10 protein-coding genes and 1 riboswitch are annotated in these 15,845 nt (G+C 65.2%); of the genes, 3 read left to right on the forward strand and 7 right to left on the reverse strand.

Going from position 1 to position 15,845, the window contains the following annotated elements; genetic code table 11:
* Positions 1-110: 110 nt before the first annotated feature.
* Positions 111-629 carry a hypothetical protein gene (locus tag EGJ34_RS10710; RefSeq protein WP_125360464.1) on the reverse strand — a complete coding sequence of 173 codons (519 nt, stop codon included), beginning with the start codon at positions 627-629 and terminating at the stop codon, positions 111-113.
* Between the two features lie 204 nt (positions 630-833).
* On the opposite strand from EGJ34_RS10710, the gene ppa reads away from it, so the two are divergent.
* Both ppa and EGJ34_RS10720 read left to right on the forward strand, forming a co-directional pair.
* A complete protein-coding gene (gene ppa, locus EGJ34_RS10715) occupies positions 834-1,370 on the forward strand; it encodes an inorganic diphosphatase (RefSeq protein ID WP_125360465.1) in 537 nt (178 codons plus the stop codon).
* 152 nt (positions 1,371-1,522) lie between these two features.
* A complete protein-coding gene (locus EGJ34_RS10720) occupies positions 1,523-2,644 on the forward strand; it encodes an HDOD domain-containing protein (RefSeq protein WP_125360466.1) in 1,122 nt (373 codons plus the stop codon).
* 194 nt (positions 2,645-2,838) lie between these two features.
* On the opposite strand, the gene EGJ34_RS10725 is transcribed toward EGJ34_RS10720, so the two are convergent.
* The 5 genes from EGJ34_RS10725 to thiC form a co-directional block, all read right to left on the reverse strand.
* Positions 2,839-5,712: a TonB-dependent receptor gene (locus EGJ34_RS10725; RefSeq protein ID WP_125360467.1), complete on the reverse strand. Its 2,874-nt coding sequence runs from the start codon at positions 5,710-5,712 to the stop codon at positions 2,839-2,841.
* 68 nt (positions 5,713-5,780) lie between these two features.
* Positions 5,781-6,662, reverse strand: a complete 882-nt coding sequence (locus tag EGJ34_RS10730; RefSeq protein ID WP_125360468.1) for a helix-turn-helix transcriptional regulator — start codon at positions 6,660-6,662, stop codon at positions 5,781-5,783.
* Positions 6,663-6,783: 121 nt separating this feature from the next.
* A complete protein-coding gene (locus EGJ34_RS10735) occupies positions 6,784-9,090 on the reverse strand; it encodes a winged helix-turn-helix domain-containing protein (protein ID WP_125360469.1) in 2,307 nt (768 codons plus the stop codon).
* Positions 9,091-9,362: 272 nt separating this feature from the next.
* Positions 9,363-10,040 carry an ion channel gene (locus tag EGJ34_RS10740; protein ID WP_125360470.1) on the reverse strand — a complete coding sequence of 226 codons (678 nt, stop codon included), beginning with the start codon at positions 10,038-10,040 and terminating at the stop codon, positions 9,363-9,365.
* A 30-nt stretch (positions 10,041-10,070) separates the two neighbouring features.
* Entirely contained in the window at positions 10,071-11,879 is a 1,809-nt protein-coding gene (thiC, locus tag EGJ34_RS10745; RefSeq protein ID WP_125360471.1) for a phosphomethylpyrimidine synthase ThiC, read from the reverse strand.
* A gap of 115 nt (positions 11,880-11,994) precedes the next feature.
* Positions 11,995-12,096: riboswitch (TPP riboswitch) on the reverse strand.
* Between the two features lie 111 nt (positions 12,097-12,207).
* Here thiC and EGJ34_RS10750 point away from each other — a divergent pair.
* Positions 12,208-13,779 carry a BCCT family transporter gene (locus EGJ34_RS10750; protein WP_125360472.1) on the forward strand — a complete coding sequence of 524 codons (1,572 nt, stop codon included), beginning with the start codon at positions 12,208-12,210 and terminating at the stop codon, positions 13,777-13,779.
* A gap of 184 nt (positions 13,780-13,963) precedes the next feature.
* On the opposite strand, the gene ggt is transcribed toward EGJ34_RS10750, so the two are convergent.
* Entirely contained in the window at positions 13,964-15,682 is a 1,719-nt protein-coding gene (gene ggt, locus EGJ34_RS10755) for a gamma-glutamyltransferase (RefSeq protein WP_125360473.1), read from the reverse strand.
* Positions 15,683-15,845 lie beyond the last annotated feature (163 nt).

Here is a 15,845-nt window from a genome sequence, read left to right on the forward strand (position 1 = left end):
ACCCTGCCCAGCGCAGCCAGCACATCGCCGGCCGCCAGGTCCCGCGCAGCAGCGGTCAGCAGGGCATCCATCGCCCAAGGCTAACCGGCCTGCGGCGGAGACGCAGCCGGCTACCGCGCGCCGGAGCGTCCCACGCAATCGGCAATGGCTTCAAACACGCTCTGCCGCGCACCGGGCAGCGTCTGGAAGATGGCCCGCGGCCCCTCCAGAGCGGCGAAGAACACAGGCACCGCGGTCCCTGCGGGAATCGGCAACGCACACAGCCAGCGCGGCTGCGGCCCTCCGACCTGGCCGGTGGCGGGGTCCACATCCAGCTCGCTGGCGGCAAAGGCCCAACGGCATTCGCTGACCGTGCCGGTGGCCACTTCGACCGCGCAGCGCAGTTTCAATGGCTGGTAGTCGGTGAACTCACCTTCGCAGAGTGTGTCCGGGCAGACTTCACCGAACCCATGGTGAAGCCGACTTTTGAGGTCGTTGAACGCCCTGCCCTGCGCGTAGTACGTTGGATAGTCGACCAGATCAACATAGGCCGGGGCACCCGCCGGCTCTGCGGCCACCGCGGTGCCGGACATCAGAAGAGCCACCAGCAGCCCGGCGGTCACATTGAACAGAGGTTGATGAGGGGTCATTGTCACGCTCCTTGGCGGGATCCGGCGCATCGGCGCGCCAGGTTCCAGCGTGCGCGAGCCTCGGCCCGTGGGCGATAAGAACAGGACGAATCACAGACCCGGAGAATGCCGGAGCGCAGGGTCGGGCTGGGCCTACCTGCACGCCGGCCAGCAAAGGCATAAAATGGGTGGTCTTACGCCAACACCCCCCTCTCGGAGCACACCATGGGTCTGGAACTCGTCTCGCCCGGCAAGAACCCGCCGGAAGAAATCAACGTCATCATCGAGATCCCGAAGGATTCCGAGCCGGTGAAGTACGAAGTGGACAAGGAAACCGGCGCGATCTTCGTCGACCGCATCCTCTCCACCCCGATGCGCTACCCCTGCAACTACGGCTACGTGCCGAGCACCCTGTGTGGCGACGGCGACCCGGCCGACGTGCTGGTGGTGCTGCCGCTGCCGCTGGTGCCGGGCTCGGTGGTGCGCTGCCGTCCGGTCGGCGTGCTCAAGATGAGCGACGAAGCCGGCAGTGACGAAAAGATCCTCGCTGTGCCGGTGGCCAAGATCTTTAGTGGCTACGCCCACGTGGAAGACATCGAGCAGGTCTCCAGCCACTGGCTGGAGCGCATCGGCCACTTCTTCGAGCACTACAAGGACCTGGAAAAGGGCAAGTGGGTCAAGCTGGATGGCTGGGGCGGTGCCGCCGAAGCCAAGCAGATCCTGAAGGATGCCCACCAGCGCTACCTCGACGGCCAGGCCTGAGCCTGAACCGCCTCGCTCCGGTGCGGGTCACCGGAGCGATGGCCATCACGTTTTTTGCATGCGGCACATCACTATTTGTGCCGGATTAGGTACATTGCGTCAGATACACCGTCCATGGTGCGTTTCACCGTGGTCATTCAGGGGATTGTGTCGTGCGTATTCTGCTTGTTGGGGACGAAGCCAGCCTGTCGGCTGAGCTGACCGAATTCATTGCCGATCTTGGGGAAGAGTGGCAGCCACTGACCGCAGCCGATGGCCAATCGGCGATGAGCATCGTGGCCTCCACGCCGGTTGATGCGGTCATCGCCTGCCCTGCCCTGCCCGATCTCACCGCCACCACGCTGCTGGGCCAGATCCGTACCCTGCGTCCGGAAACCATCCGCATTGCGCTGGTGGAAGCGGCCCAGGGCAACCGCCCGCCACCGGCCCGCCTGATCGGTGTGGCGCACCGGTTCCTGCCGCTGCCGCTGGCCCCGGAAGTACTGCTGGAAGCGCTGACCAGTCTGGAGGAGCTGCGCGAGCTGCTCGACAGCGAACGCCTGCGCAGCGCCATTGGTCGTATCGAAAAGCTGCCGTCGCCGCCGCATCTGTACCTGAGCCTGACCCAGGCGCTGGAGCACGACGACGACACCGACACCGCCGACGTGGCCAAGCTGGTTTCGGCCGACCCGGCCATCGCGGCCAAGGTGCTGCAGTTATCCAACTCGGCGTTCTACAACAGCGGCCGCACGATTTCCGACCTGCGCAGCGCGGTGACCCGGCTGGGCCTGGCCACGCTGCGTGACCTGGTGCTGGCCAGCGAGGTGTTCTCGGCCTCGCCGCTGTCGGTGGGCGAGCGCAATTCGCTGCAGCAGCGCGCACTGATGGCCTCGCGCCTGGCCGCCAAGCTGCTGCCGGAATCCAGCGCCGAACTGGGCGCAACCGCCGCCCTGCTGGCCGACATCGGCCTGCTGCTGCCGGGCGTCCGCAACGAGCGAACCGAACCCGCCAGCGAAAGCGACCTGCGTCCAGGTCATGCCGAAGCGGGTGCCTACCTGCTGGGCCTGTGGGGCCTGCCCATGCCGATCATCGAAGCGGTGGCCTTCCATCTGCAGCCGCAGCGCTCCAACACCCGCAGCTTCTGGGTGACCGGGGCGGTGCATGTCGCGCTGGCGCTGGTCAACGGCGATCCGGTGGACGAAGAGTACCTGCAGCGCGCCGGCGTGCTGGCCAAGCTGCCGCAGTGGCGCGACCACGCCAACGGCCTGATGGGGCTGGTGGCCGCGGAAGCCTGATCGCGAAGCGAACAGGCGGGTAGGTACCGACCGTTGGTCGGTACGCCACGAAGAAAAAAGGCGTGCCGCAAGGCGCGCCTTTTTTTTTTGCGTGCGCGGTAGGTACCGACTGTTGGTCGGTACGCTCCGAATCAAAGAAGAAGGGCGGACCTCGCGGCCCGCCCTTCTCTTTCAACTTACCAAAGCTTCAAGGATCAGAAGCGCTGGGTGTACTTCATGTACAGGAAGCGACCGATATCGAAACCGCCGTAGTAGGCGAAGCTCGAATTCTGCTGCGAGTACATCAGCGGACCCTTGTGGTCGAACACGTTGTTCGCGCCGACAGCAATGGTCGCATCCCACGGAGCCTTGTAGCTCACCTGCAGGTCGTGGAAGGTGTTGGCACCGGTCTTGCGCAGCGGAGCCGCTTCACCGTAGGCGTAACGATCCGGATCGGTGCAGCCGATCGAGATGCAGTCTTCGTTCAGACCCGAGTAGTAACGCGCGGTGTAGTTGACCGAGAAGTCACCCAGCGCCCAGTTGACGTTCAGGTTCGAACGCACGCGGAACAGCGCATCCTGACCGACCAGGCCCATCATGATGTTGTCGCCGGCCGAGTTCTGGTTCTGCTCGTCGTACTTGGACAGGTAGCTGGTCTGCCAGTCGATGTTGAACTGACCGATGGCCAGTTCCGGCAGGCGGTACTTGATGCCCAGATCGTAACCTTCGGTTTCCATCTTGCCGAGGTTGGCGGTGCCGTAGGTGATGGCGCTGATGTGGCCGTCGGCGGCACGGGTCACGCTGCTGCAACGGTCGGTGTTACCCAGCACGTAGCAATCACGCAGGATGCGATCGACGGAGTCGTCGATGATCATGTCGCTGATTTCGTAGCGGTACCAGTCCAGCGAGACGTCCAGACCCTGCACCCAACGCGGGCTCCAGACCAGACCGAAGGTCGTGCTCTTGGAGGTTTCCGGCGACAGGTTCGGGTTCGCACCCGAGATGAACTGGTCGCCCGACTGGCACGGCAGGCTGCCACAGACGTTGCCGCCCTGGCCCAGCTGGGTGTAGTTGGCCGGCGCACCGCCGTTGATGCAGGCCGCACTGCCGGCGACGCTGCCCGGCGCGGTGATGCCGCACGGATCGATGTAACGCTCGAAGCTGGAGCTCAGGCCGCCGTACAGGTCGGCGATGGTCGGAGCGCGGAAGCCCTCGGCGTAGGTGCCGCGGACCAGCAGCTCATCCATCGGACGCCAGGTCAGACCGAACTTGCTGTTGGTGGTGCCACCGAAGTTGCTGTAGTCCGAGTAACGGCTGGCGACATTCAGGGTCAGTTCCTTGGCAAACGCCATGTCGGCCAGGATCGGCACGTTCAGTTCGAGGTAGACCTCGTTCAGATCGTACTCACCACGGGTCGGCTTCTGGCCCAGGCCAGTCGACATGCCCGACTGCGAGAAGGCGTCCGGCACGTAGCTGCCTTCTTCCTTGCGGTGCTCCACGCCCACGGCGAAGCCGAGGTCACCGGCCGGCAGGGTCACGATGGAGCCGGCCAGGTTGGCGGTGAAGCTGGTGGTCTTGGTCACGCCACGAGTGGTGTAGACCGGGAACAGGAAGTCCTGCAGTTCCTGGTTCGCCAGCGAACCCTGGCCATCCACACCGTAGGGCAGCAGCGGGTTCCACGGACGGCAGTCACCCAGGATCGGATCGTCCGCGGTGCCGCAACGGGCGATGCCGTCGGCACCGATGAACGACGGGCCCAGTGCCTGTTCTGCAGCGATCAGGCTCATGTCGCCGTGGTTGGACTTGATCGACTCGTTGCGGTTCCACAGCGCGCCGACGTCCCAATCGAAGGTCTTGCCGGCGAATTCGAAGTAGCCGCTGACGGTCGGCGCAAAGCGCAGGGTCTTCAGCTGGCTTTCGGTGGTGCGCGGCACTTCCCACAGGCGACGACGGAATTCAACCGACTGACGGTTGGCAGCGGCCGGCAGCGGGTTGAAGGCGCTTTCGCCCGACAGCGGCAGGCCCCACGACAGCGACTGGTACGGGTAGCCGGCAATCTGCTGATCGGTGTTGCGCTCGTTGTAGAGCACATCGGCGTTCAGGCTGATGGTGTCAGTAAAGTCATAGGTGCCGTTGACGTACAGCGACTTGCGCTCGGTACCGGTCAGCACGCTCATCTGCTCGTTCGAGTTGGCGTACTCGGCCGGGGTCAGCAGGTGGTAATCAGCCGGATTGTTCGGGTTGCCACCGGCGTTGAGGGTGTACCACTCCGGCTGCGGCTGGTCCTGCGGACGCGGCTTGCAGTCGCCCCACACGCGCGGGTCACACCAGGTGCTGTTCTGGCCAACATTGCTCCAGTCGCCGGCCGGGGTCGAGTTCGGACCCTTGCCGCCGTCACGGCTGAACCAGCGGTCCTTGGCCCACACCGGATCCTGCTTGGAGTATTCGGCCGACAGGGTCATGCTGCCGCGTTCACCGGTAGCGCCCAGGGTCATCGAATACTGCTGGTTTTCACCGTCGCCTTGGTCGTACTGACCGAAATAGACGTTGACTTCACCGCCATCGAAGTTCTTGCGGGTGATCACGTTGACCACGCCGGCAATGGCGTCGGAGCCGTAGATCGAGGAAGCGCCGTCCTTCAGGACTTCGATACGCTCGATGGCCGACATCGGGATCTGGCCCAGGTCCTGGTAACCGGCAGTGGTCGCGCCCAGGCGCTTGCCGTTCATCAGCACCAGGGTGCGCTGGGCGCCCAGGTTACGCAGGTCGACGTAGTAACCGCCCACGTTCTCGCCCGAGGACAGCGAGTCCGAACGCGAGATGGCCGGCGAGCCGGCCGAGGTCAGGTTGTTCAGCACGTCGGCGACGCTCGAGAAGCCCTGCTTTTCCAGGGATTCACGGGTCATCGTCAGGATCGGCTGCTGGGTCTCCATGTTGGCACCGCGGATACGCGAGCCGGTGACCGAGATGCGATCCAGGTCAGTGGTGCCCGCTGCAGCTTCCTGCGCCGAGGCAAAGCTCGGCGCGAGCGCCAGGGCAATACCGGCCGGCAGCAGGCCGAGGCGCACTGCGGGAGTACGGAAATTCATTTTTCTCTCCAAGGTACGTTAGTAGCGTGTTAAACCGCCTCGGAACGTTACGATTGCGTTGCGGTTAATTATTTGCGCGATGCCACCGAAGACTTTGCTGACTTTGGCGGGACAATTCCGCCGGTCTCGCGGAACCCGGACGCCGACTGGCCGTAACGCGCGCGGAAGGCCCGTGCAAAGCTGCAGCAGTTGTCGAAACCGCTGGCCGCCGCGACTTCACCGATCATCATGTCGGTATCACGCAGGAGGTCCGCCGCACGCTCCAGGCGCAGTCTTGCCGAAAGCGACTGCGGGCTTTCTTCGTACAGGCTCTGGAAGGTCTTGGACAGGTACCAGCTGCTGAAGTTGGTCAATTCGGCCAGTTCGCCGATGCGCACCACGCGATGGCTGTTGCCTTCCAGGTACAGGCGGGCGCGCTGCATGCGGCCGAACACCTGCCGCTTCCGGATGCGCGAACGGCCCGGGCAGCGCTGCACACCGGTGGCCAGGGCACGCTGCAGCGAGGCCAGATGCAGCAGCACCGGACGCAGTGCCTGCGCCGGCTGGCCACTGGCCAGGGCGTCGCGCCACAGCCGCAGCGCCACCCGCACTTCACTGCGGCTCATGCTGCCGCGACCGGCGTAGAGGCTGCAGTCGGCCAGTTCGCCCAGCGCGCGCAGCGCGTCCGGGGTCAGGCTCAGTCCGATGCTCAGGCCGTCGCGCCCGGCCTGGATCATCGGCTTGGATTCCTTCTCGAAGGCGATCCACTCACGCTGGCGCAAGCGGAACCTGCCCTCCTTCGACTCCACCCAGGCGCTGCCACGCAGCTGCATCCACACGGTGAAGGTCGTGCCGGCCGTCTGCAGGCTGCCGAGCCGGGCCACACCCAGGCAGGTGGGCAGCGGACCGTCGTCGACGATCTTGTCGAGGTTGAGCGATTGGCCTCGATCGGCCAGGGAAAGCTGACGCATGACTGAGCCGGGTTTGCCGTTACGGGGCTACCGTTTTGCCAAGTCAGGTCGCTGGCGTCAGGAAGGTTCGACGAGTTTCATCCGAAATCATCACGATACCTTCACGAAAGAACCACGAAAGCTACTTTCCTTTCCAGAACAACAGGTTGGAGACTGACAGGAACATCGGACGGGGGCTTTCGGGCAGGGTCATCACGCCAATATCGGCCCCGTCGGCCACCGCGAGCGGCAGGTACAGGGCGCTGCCGTCGGGTTGCGCGCTGAAGCCGTTGCTCGTGCTCAGCCTGTCCGGGTCCAGACAGTACTCGGTGGGCTCGCGGGCGTCGTTGATGCGGGCAAACCCGGTCGCACAGTCGGCGCGATTGGACAGATAGTCCAGGCTCCCGTCGCGCGCCACCGCCCACGCGCGGTAGCGCCAACGGGTGGGACGGTCCTCACTGACCTGCTGGACGCTTTCGGGTGTCAGCCGGGCGTCGGCCGACCACAGGCCACCGGCCGAGAGCCGGGTGAACAACACGCGCTGGCCGGCCGGGTCGAAGCGCGCCTGGGAGACGCCGTCGATCTGTCCCAGCCTCGCCCACGGGGTGACCCGTCGATCAAACAGCGACAACTTCAGCTGTTCGTTCTGGTCGCGCTCCACGACGAGCACATGCGCGTTGTCGCCGGCATACAACGCCTGCAACGGTTGCGCGACGGGCACGGGCAACGCCACCACCTGCTCGTCGCGCGGCGACACCTCGTAGATCACCGGCCGGGCTTGGGCATCGCGACCGGATACCAGCAGGCGGGTGCTGTCCGGCGACCAGTCCGGGGCCTGTCGGGTTTCCGGCAGCAGACCCTCCACCGGTCGCAGCGAGTCGGGCCGGGAAAGGTCGACCCACCACAGCGCGAAGCTGCCGGAGCGGTCCGAGGTGAAGGCGATCTGCCGGCCGTCTGGGGCCAGCATCGGCTGGGCATCGCGCCCACTGGAGGGGAACAGACGCTCGGGCCTACCCGGCCTGCCGTCCACGACCGGCACCCGGAACAGGCCGAACTGCGCGCGCCGATGCACGAATGCCAGCATGTTGTTGTGCCGTGACAGCGCGGGCGATTCGGCGTCATCCACCCCCACGTCGCGCAACGTGCGGCTCTGGGTGTCGAGCTCGTACAGGCGCGACTCGCTGTCCACCCGACGTCCAAACACGATGTTGCGGCTGTCACTGCGCCAGGCCCAGCCGCGGATCTCGGCCAGGTCGTTGGTCAAACGCTCCGGCGCACCACCGCCGGCCGGCATGCGCCACAGATCGCCGATCTGCGGATTGCGTACGAACACGATCCAGCGACCGTCCGGCGAATAGCGCGGTGCGTAATCGAAGCTGTCATCGGCCACCGGGTAATCAATGGCCGTCCACTGCCCGCTGGCGATGTCCAGCACGCGGATGCCCCGATGCGCATAGCGCCCGGCCATGGAGCCGAACAGCATGCCGCGACCGTCCGGGGTCCAGTCGAAGCTGAGCAGTTCCGTGCCGTCGCAGCGGGTCAGGTGCCGGATCGCGCCACCGGTCGCGCTGGCCAGCAGCACCTCGCAGCTGCCTTCCGGCCCAAAGCGGGCAAAGGCGATCTCGCGTCCATCCGGAGACCAGTTCGGGAAGCGGTCGGCATACCCGGCAGGCGTTTCGGCCAGCACCCGGGCCGGCGCATTGCCGGAGGTCTGCAGTTTGATGTTGCTGCCATCCCGGGTTGCGTTCTCGGCCTCGTAGGCCACCTGGGAGCCGTCTGGCGAAACCGTGGGATAGGTCTCAAAGCCCGCTGAAGCGGTGATCAGGCGATAGGGCCGTGGTGGGCTGCCCACCACGCGGCTGCCGTCTTCCAGCACACCGCCGCCCGCCGCGACCGGTGCGCTGCGCTGGCTGAGCAGTGCCGCCATGACCAGCAGTGCGATCGCCATCGTCAGGCCAAGCACCAGGTAGACATAGCGCCGGACGCGCCGCCACAGGCTGCGCGGGCGGGGCGTCCACGCCGCGGCCGGAGGCACCTCGTCCTGAACCGGTACGACGGGTTCAATGGCCGCCTCGGCCGCCGGTTCGGACGAACGCACGGGCTCGCTCACAGGCTGCACCAGGCGATAGCCGGTCTTGGCGATGGTCTCGATATAAACGATGCCGCTCTCGTCGTCGCCCGAGAACGCCTTGCGCAGCTGCGTGACCGCCTGGGTCAGCACGTCATTGGTAGGCAGGGTGTCCGGCCACACCTCGGCGAACAGTTCGTCGCGGCTCACCACCGCGCCCGGAACCCGCATCAAGGCCTTCAGGACACCCAGCGCCTTCGGGGTAAGACGACGCGGACGACGCGCACCGGGCACGACCACTTCACGCAGGGACAGCGTGACCGTGCATTCGCCGATCAGGATCACATCGGCAGGCGTTGTCTCACTCGCGGGGCTGATCATTCCATTAGTACGCAAAACAACTGTGACAACAGGAACGCAGCCTTCATCCAATCATGTGCTGATCAACGAACCGCCAGATTCCGCAAACGGCGTAGCTGCCTGAAGCAAATACACCGAAGGGCGCGAATACTAGCCTATGCCGGTTAACTGCGCCTGTGCGTGCAGACAACATCAGGCTCTCTCTCGCCGACGAAAACCCATAAATTGCTGCACTATTCGCGCCTTCGGGCGCGAAATTTTTATGTGGCATTCAGTTTTTTATTAGCCAACATTCAGTTTCGTGCACGCCTGAGCATGGTCAGTCCGACCAGCCGCGACACCACCAGCGCTACGTACATCACGCCCGCGAACTGTTCCAGCATCACCAGTGCACGTGCCTGCGGGTGCACCGGCACCACGTCACTCAACCCTACACCGGACAACAAGCTGAAGCTCAGATAAAGCAGCTCCATCCAGGTGCGCAGTTCGCTCTCGCTGCTGGCGACAAAACTGCCAGGGAACCATTGCTGACAGACCGCGAATGCGAACGCGAAGCCCCAGGCCAGCAGGGTGAAGGTCGCCCCTGCGGCAAAAAGCTCATCACGGGTGACCTTGTGGTCCTGGAGCATGTAAGCGATGAGACTGCCGGCGGTGTAGAAGTACAACAGCGACTCAAGCAGCTGCGCGGTAATGACCAGCGCGGGCCGCCCCAGCAGCGCGCCGGTGATCGAGAAGATCACCGACGGAATCGCCAGCAGCAGCGCCAGCCACATGCCCAGCGGGCTGCGCCTCACCACCCACAGCGCCAGCCCGAGCACCGCGATGCCGAACGCACCGAACAGCGCGCGACTGGCCCCTGCCTCGTCCATGGCCGGGTACAGCAGCACCCCCAGCAGCTGTACGGCGAGCAGCCAGGCCGAAGGGTGACGGCGGGCAATGGCCAGCCACTTGGTGGTCCGTGCAATGCCCATCGCCTCTCCGCCCCTGGTAATGGGCGCAGATTAGCCCGGAACCGGCCCCGACGGGATGACGGCGGCGTGCCCGCGCACATCCTGGCTGATCTTCATCGAACAGAAGTGCGGTCCGCACATGGAGCAGAAGTGCGCCTCCTTGTGTGCGTCCTTGGGCAGGGTCTCATCGTGGAATTCGCGGGCCCTCTCGGGGTCCAGCCCCAGGTTGAACTGATCCTCCCAGCGGAACTCGAAGCGCGCCTTGCTGAGTGCGTTGTCCCGCACCTGTGCACCGGGGTGGCCCTTGGCGAGGTCGGCCGCATGCGCTGCGATCCTGTAGGCCATCATGCCGTCGCGGACATCCTCCCGGTTGGGCAGGCCCAGATGCTCCTTGGGCGTGACATAGCAGAGCATCGCCGTACCGTACCAGCCGATCATCGCCGCACCGATGGCACTGGTGATGTGGTCATAGCCCGGCGCGATGTCGGTGGTCAAAGGACCCAGCGTATAGAACGGAGCCTCGCCGCACTCGCGCAACTGCTTGTCCATGTTCTCCCTGATCAGCTGCATCGGCACGTGACCCGGGCCTTCGATGATCGTCTGCACGTCATGTTTCCAGGCGATCTTCGTCAGTTCACCCAGTGCTTCAAGCTCACCGAACTGGGCCGCGTCGTTGGCGTCGGCAATGCAGCCGGGGCGCAGGCCATCACCCAGCGAGAAGCTGACGTCATAGGCCTTCATGATGTCGCAGATCTCTTCGAAGTGGGTGTGCAGGAAGTTCTCGCGCCCATGTGCCAGACACCATTTGGCCATGATGGAACCGCCCCGCGACACGATGCCGGTGACGCGCTGCGCCGTGAGTGGCACCAGATCCTTGAGCACACCGGCATGGATGGTGAAGTAGTCCACGCCCTGCTCGGCCTGCTCGATCAGGGTGTCGCGGAACACGGCCCAGTTGAGGTCCTCGGCGCGGCCATCCACTTTTTCCAGTGCCTGGTAGATCGGCACCGTACCAATGGGCACCGGTGAGTTGCGGACAATCCATTCGCGGGTTTCGTGGATGTGTTTTCCGGTCGACAGATCCATCACCGTGTCGGCCCCCCAGCGGATCGCCCACACCAGCTTCTCCACCTCCTCGGCGATGCCGGAGGACACCGCACTGTTGCCGATGTTGGCGTTGACCTTGGTAAGGAAGTTGCGCCCGATGATCATCGGTTCGAGTTCGGGATGATTGATGTTGCACGGCAGGACGGCACGGCCGCGCGCGATCTCGTCACGCACGAATTCCGGCGTGATCCGTGCCGGCAGCGACGCGCCAAACGACTGCCCTGGATGCTGGCGGCGCAGCGCCGCATCGGCCACCTCGTCCAGCCGCTGGTTCTCTCGGATCGCAACGAACTCCATCTCCGGGGTGATGATGCCGCGCCGCGCGTAGTGCATCTGGGTGACGTTGCCCCCGGGGAACGCGCGTCGCGGCGTGGTCCGCGCGGGGAAGCGCACCGCGTCCAGGCGCGCATCCAGCGCGCGCGACTGCCCGAAGGCCGAGCTCAGTCGGTCCAGCGTCGTGGTGTCGCCGCGTTCGGCCAGCCATGGGGCACGCAGCGCGACCAGCCCCAGAGAAAGGTCGATCCGTACGTCCGGATCCGTGTAGGGACCGGACGTGTCGTACACCGTCAGTGGCCGGTTCTCTCCCCCACCGAAGCTGTCGGGCGTGCGCGCCTGTGCGATCTCGCGCATCGGCACCTGCAGGTCCGGCCGCGAGCCGGGTACGTGAACTTTGCGCGAGCCGGATATCGGCTGGGTCACCGACTCTGAAAGCGCCTGGGTCTGCTGCTGAAGGGTGGAAGGGTGTGCGTTCATGGGGCCTCGTCCTGGATCGATTTCCGCGCGGGACTGCACGGAAAGGACGAAGCGGCGGCGCACGGCCAACGCAACGCGGACGGTCTTCGGGTGCGGGGACCCTGCGGCGCGGTGCATCGGCAGATACGAAGCTTCCCTACGCCGGTATGAGCCGGATCAGGTTCGATGGGACTGTCTCAACCGTGGCCGGATGGCCGCGGTACCCCCGCTTCAGGGCGTATTGGACCACACCTGCCCGGCGGCGTGAACAGGCCGCTGACGTGCGGCTGGCTAGACTTCCCGCGCCGGCCCGCACGCGGCGGCCCGCCTTCTGTACGGAGATTCCGCCATGGTGTTCCGCATCTCCATCGCCCTGGTGCTTGCGCTGGTCCTGCTCGCCGGCTTGCTGCCCGGGCCCTTCAATGACGTGGTGCAGGGCGGCGTCGCGCAGATCATCAAAAGCGCCGGCTGGCTGTACCTGCTGATCGTGTTCATCACCCTGTCCTTCCTGCTGTACCTCGCTTTCGGGCGACTGGGTTCGCTGCGCATCGGCGGTGAAGACGCTGAGCCGGAGTTCTCCAACGCCAGCTGGATGGCGATGCTGTTCGCCGCCGGCATGGGCATCGGCCTGGTGTTCTGGGGCGCGGCGGAGCCGATCTCGCACTTCGTCAAGCCGCCCGAAGGCCTGCCGCCGCAGAGCATGGAATCGGCGCGCGCTTCAATGCGGTACGCGTTCTTCCACTGGGGTCTGCATCCTTGGGCGATCTATGCGTTGATCGGGTTGGCGATGGCGTGGTTCCAGTTCAACCGCAACGGACGTGGCCGCATCAGCGACCTGCTGCAGCCGTTGATCGGGGCGCACCATCGCGGCTGGATCGGCACCGTGGTCGACGTGGCGGCGGTGGTGGCCACTGCGATTGGCGTGGCCACCACGCTGGGATTCGGCACCGTGCAGATCGCTGCCGGCCTGGAACGGGTGTTCGGCATCACGTCTTCGCCCGCCGTGCAGTTGACCGTGATCGCCGTTGCGTTCGTGTTGTACATGGCCTCCACCACCACCGGCGTGCACCGTGGCATCAAGTGGTTGTCCAACATCAACCTCGGCCTGGCCGCGTTGCTGCTGGCACTGATCCTGGTGCTCGGTCCCACCGGCTTCATCTTCGACACCTTCACCACCACGGTGGGGTCCTACCTCAATCAGCTGGTGACGATGAGCCTGCGCATGTCGCCGTTCTCGGGCAGCACCTGGGTGGCGGACTGGACCATCTTCTACTGGGCGTGGTGGATCGCCTGGGCACCGTTCGTGGGTTCCTTCATTGCGCGCGTTTCACTGGGCCGCAGCATCCGCGAGTTCGTGCTGGGCGTGGTGATCGCGCCGAGCATTCTGGGCTTCCTGTGGTTCTCGGTATTCGGCGGTACTGCACTGTGGTCGCAGATCTTCGGCCACGTGGACCTTGCCCAGGCATTGAGCAACGGCTACGAGACGGTGCTGTTCACCATGTTCGACAGCCTGCCGATGCCGGCAGTGCTGTCGGTGGTGGCGTTGATCCTGCTGATGATCTTCTTCGTGACCTCGGCGGACTCGGCGGTGCTGGTGTTGGCGACGTTGTCCACGGATGAGGCGGGTGACCCGCCGTTGTCGCGCAAGGTGACCTGGGGCGTATGTATCGCCTTGATTGCCGGTGCGCTGTTGTTGGCGGGTGGACTGGATGCGCTGCAGGGAATGATCACCATCAGTGCCCTGCCCTTCGCGTTGTTGATGCTGCTGGTGATGGTGTCCCTATATCGCGTGTTGGATATGGAATACAACCTGCAGCGGCGTCGTGCGCAGCGCGCGCGCCGGATGATGGATGCGTGGATCGAACGCGAGATTGCCGCGCAGGAAGAGACGCGGGATGAGGCGGCGCGGGCGGACTCGTGAGGGGGTTTTGGGTCCGCATCGCGCAATCCATCGGGGAATGCCATCGGGTAGCCCCCGGAGAGACACTCCACGGCATGGATGCCGTGGAGTAGCCTACATGGACGTACTTGCGGCGTGTCTCGGAGCGGGGCTGCCCGATGGCATTCCCGCACGGAACATCAGAGACGCCGCCTTACGCGCGGACTCAGTACCCCGCCGCCTGACCGTCCTTGCGGCTTTCGGACGCGCCGTAGTACACGCCGGTCTCCGGGTCGCGCAGGATCGCCTGGTAGCCGCCATACGGGCCGTCGGCGAAGGTGACCTTGTGGCCCTTGCGCATCAGTGCGCGCACGGTTTCATACGGGAAGCCGGTTTCCAGGTTGATCTCGCCGCCATCGCTCATCGCCGTGGCCTGCCCGGTCGGTTCCGTCGAGCCCTCATGCTGGATGCGCGGCGCGTCCCCCGCTTCCTGCAGGTTCATGCCGAAGTCCACCATGTTCATCACGATCTGCGCATGGCCCTGCGGCTGCATCGCGCCGCCCATCACGCCAAAGCTCATCCACGGCTTGCCGTCCTTGGTCACGAAGCCCGGAATGATCGTCTGGAACGGGCGCTTGCCCGGCGCGTAGCCGTTTGGGTGGTCCTTCTGCAGCACGAACATCTCGCCGCGGTCCTGCAGGATGAAGCCCAGCCCCGGCGGGGCCATGCCGCTGCCCATGCCGCGATAGTTCGACTGGATCAGCGACACCATCATGCCGTCCGCATCGGCCACCGTCATGTAGATCGTGTCGCCTTCCTGCAACTGCTTCGGCGTGCCCGGCTGCACTTCTTTCAACGCCTTGTCCATGGAGATCAGCTTGCGGCGCTCAGCCGCATACTCCTTCGAAACCAGCCTGGCGACCGGGGCCGGATGGAACGCCGGATCCGTGTAGAAGCGCGCGCGGTCGGCGAAGGCCAGCTTCTTGGCTTCGGTGAACAGGTGCACATGTTCGGGCGAACCAAACGCGATCTTCGAAAAGTCGTAGCCTTCCAGCACGTTGAGGATCTGCAGCGCGGCAATGCCCTGGCTGTTCGGCGGCAGCTCCCACACGTCGTAGCCGCGGTAATTGCTGCTGACCGGCTCCACCCACTCGCCATGGTGGCTGGCCATGTCCTCGTAGCTCAGGAAGCCGCCGTTGGCCTTGAAGTAGGTACCGATGGTGCGCGCGATATCGCCCTTGTAGAACGCGTCGCGGCCGCCCTGGGCAATCTGCTCCAGCGTGTTGGCCAGGTTCGGATTCTTCCACAGCTCGCCCTTGCGCGGGGCGTGGCCGTTGATCGTGAACTGTTCGCTGAATCCCGGATACTTCGACAGGCGCGGCACCGAGCGGTCCCAGTAGTACGCAATCACTTCCGCCACCGGATGCCCTTCGCGCGCATAGCGGATCGCCGGCGCGAGATTCTCGGTCATCGGCTTGCGGCCAAAGCGCTCATGCAGCGCGAACCAGCCGTCAACCGCGCCCGGCACCGACACCGGCAGCGGCCCGGTTGCGGGAATTTCCTTCAGGCCGCGGCGCTGGAACTCGCCCAGGGTCAGTGACTTCGGCGAGCGGCCCGAGCCGTTGTAGCCGTAGAGCTTCTGTGTCTTCGGGTCCCATACGATCGCGAACAGGTCGCCGCCGATGCCGTTTCCGGTCGGCTCCATCAGCCCCAGCGCCGCGTTGGCGGCAATCGCGGCGTCCATCGCCGAGCCGCCTCCCTTCATCACATCCAGCGCGATCTGGGTCGCCAGCGGCTGCGAGGTGGCCGCCATCGCATGCGGCGCGATCACTTCGGAACGGGTGGCAAAGTCACGGCCGGTCACCCGGTCAGCGGCGGTGGACAACGTCGGCAGGGCGCACAGCAGGGCAGCGGCCAGCAGGCCGCGGGCAAGGGATCGGGACACGAAGAATTCCTGAGGATGGTTGCAGAGCGATGGTCGCCGCAGCGGCGTTCGCCGCACATCCGACATTGGTCATGTACGACACACCCTCCTACCGATAATCCGCGCGGAAACCTGCCTTCAATACTTGAATCCTGGTTCACGGGAACACTTTCACCCGCAACCA

It is taken from the genome of Stenotrophomonas sp. 278 (genome assembly GCF_003935715.1).
Classification (GTDB): Bacteria; Pseudomonadota; Gammaproteobacteria; order Xanthomonadales; family Xanthomonadaceae; genus Stenotrophomonas; species Stenotrophomonas maltophilia_AH.

Coding starts and splice junctions, on each gene's coding strand:
- EGJ34_RS10710 (WP_125360464.1), bottom strand. CDS start 629: ATGACCCCTCATCAACCTCTGTTCAATGTGACCGCCGGGCTGCTGGTG.
- ppa (WP_125360465.1), top strand. CDS start 834: ATGGGTCTGGAACTCGTCTCGCCCGGCAAGAACCCGCCGGAAGAAATC.
- EGJ34_RS10725 (WP_125360467.1), bottom strand. CDS start 5,712: ATGAATTTCCGTACTCCCGCAGTGCGCCTCGGCCTGCTGCCGGCCGGT.
- EGJ34_RS10730 (WP_125360468.1), bottom strand. CDS start 6,662: ATGCGTCAGCTTTCCCTGGCCGATCGAGGCCAATCGCTCAACCTCGAC.
- EGJ34_RS10735 (WP_125360469.1), bottom strand. CDS start 9,090: ATGATCAGCCCCGCGAGTGAGACAACGCCTGCCGATGTGATCCTGATC.
- EGJ34_RS10740 (WP_125360470.1), bottom strand. CDS start 10,040: ATGGGCATTGCACGGACCACCAAGTGGCTGGCCATTGCCCGCCGTCAC.
- thiC (WP_125360471.1), bottom strand. CDS start 11,879: ATGAACGCACACCCTTCCACCCTTCAGCAGCAGACCCAGGCGCTTTCA.
- EGJ34_RS10750 (WP_125360472.1), top strand. CDS start 12,208: ATGGTGTTCCGCATCTCCATCGCCCTGGTGCTTGCGCTGGTCCTGCTC.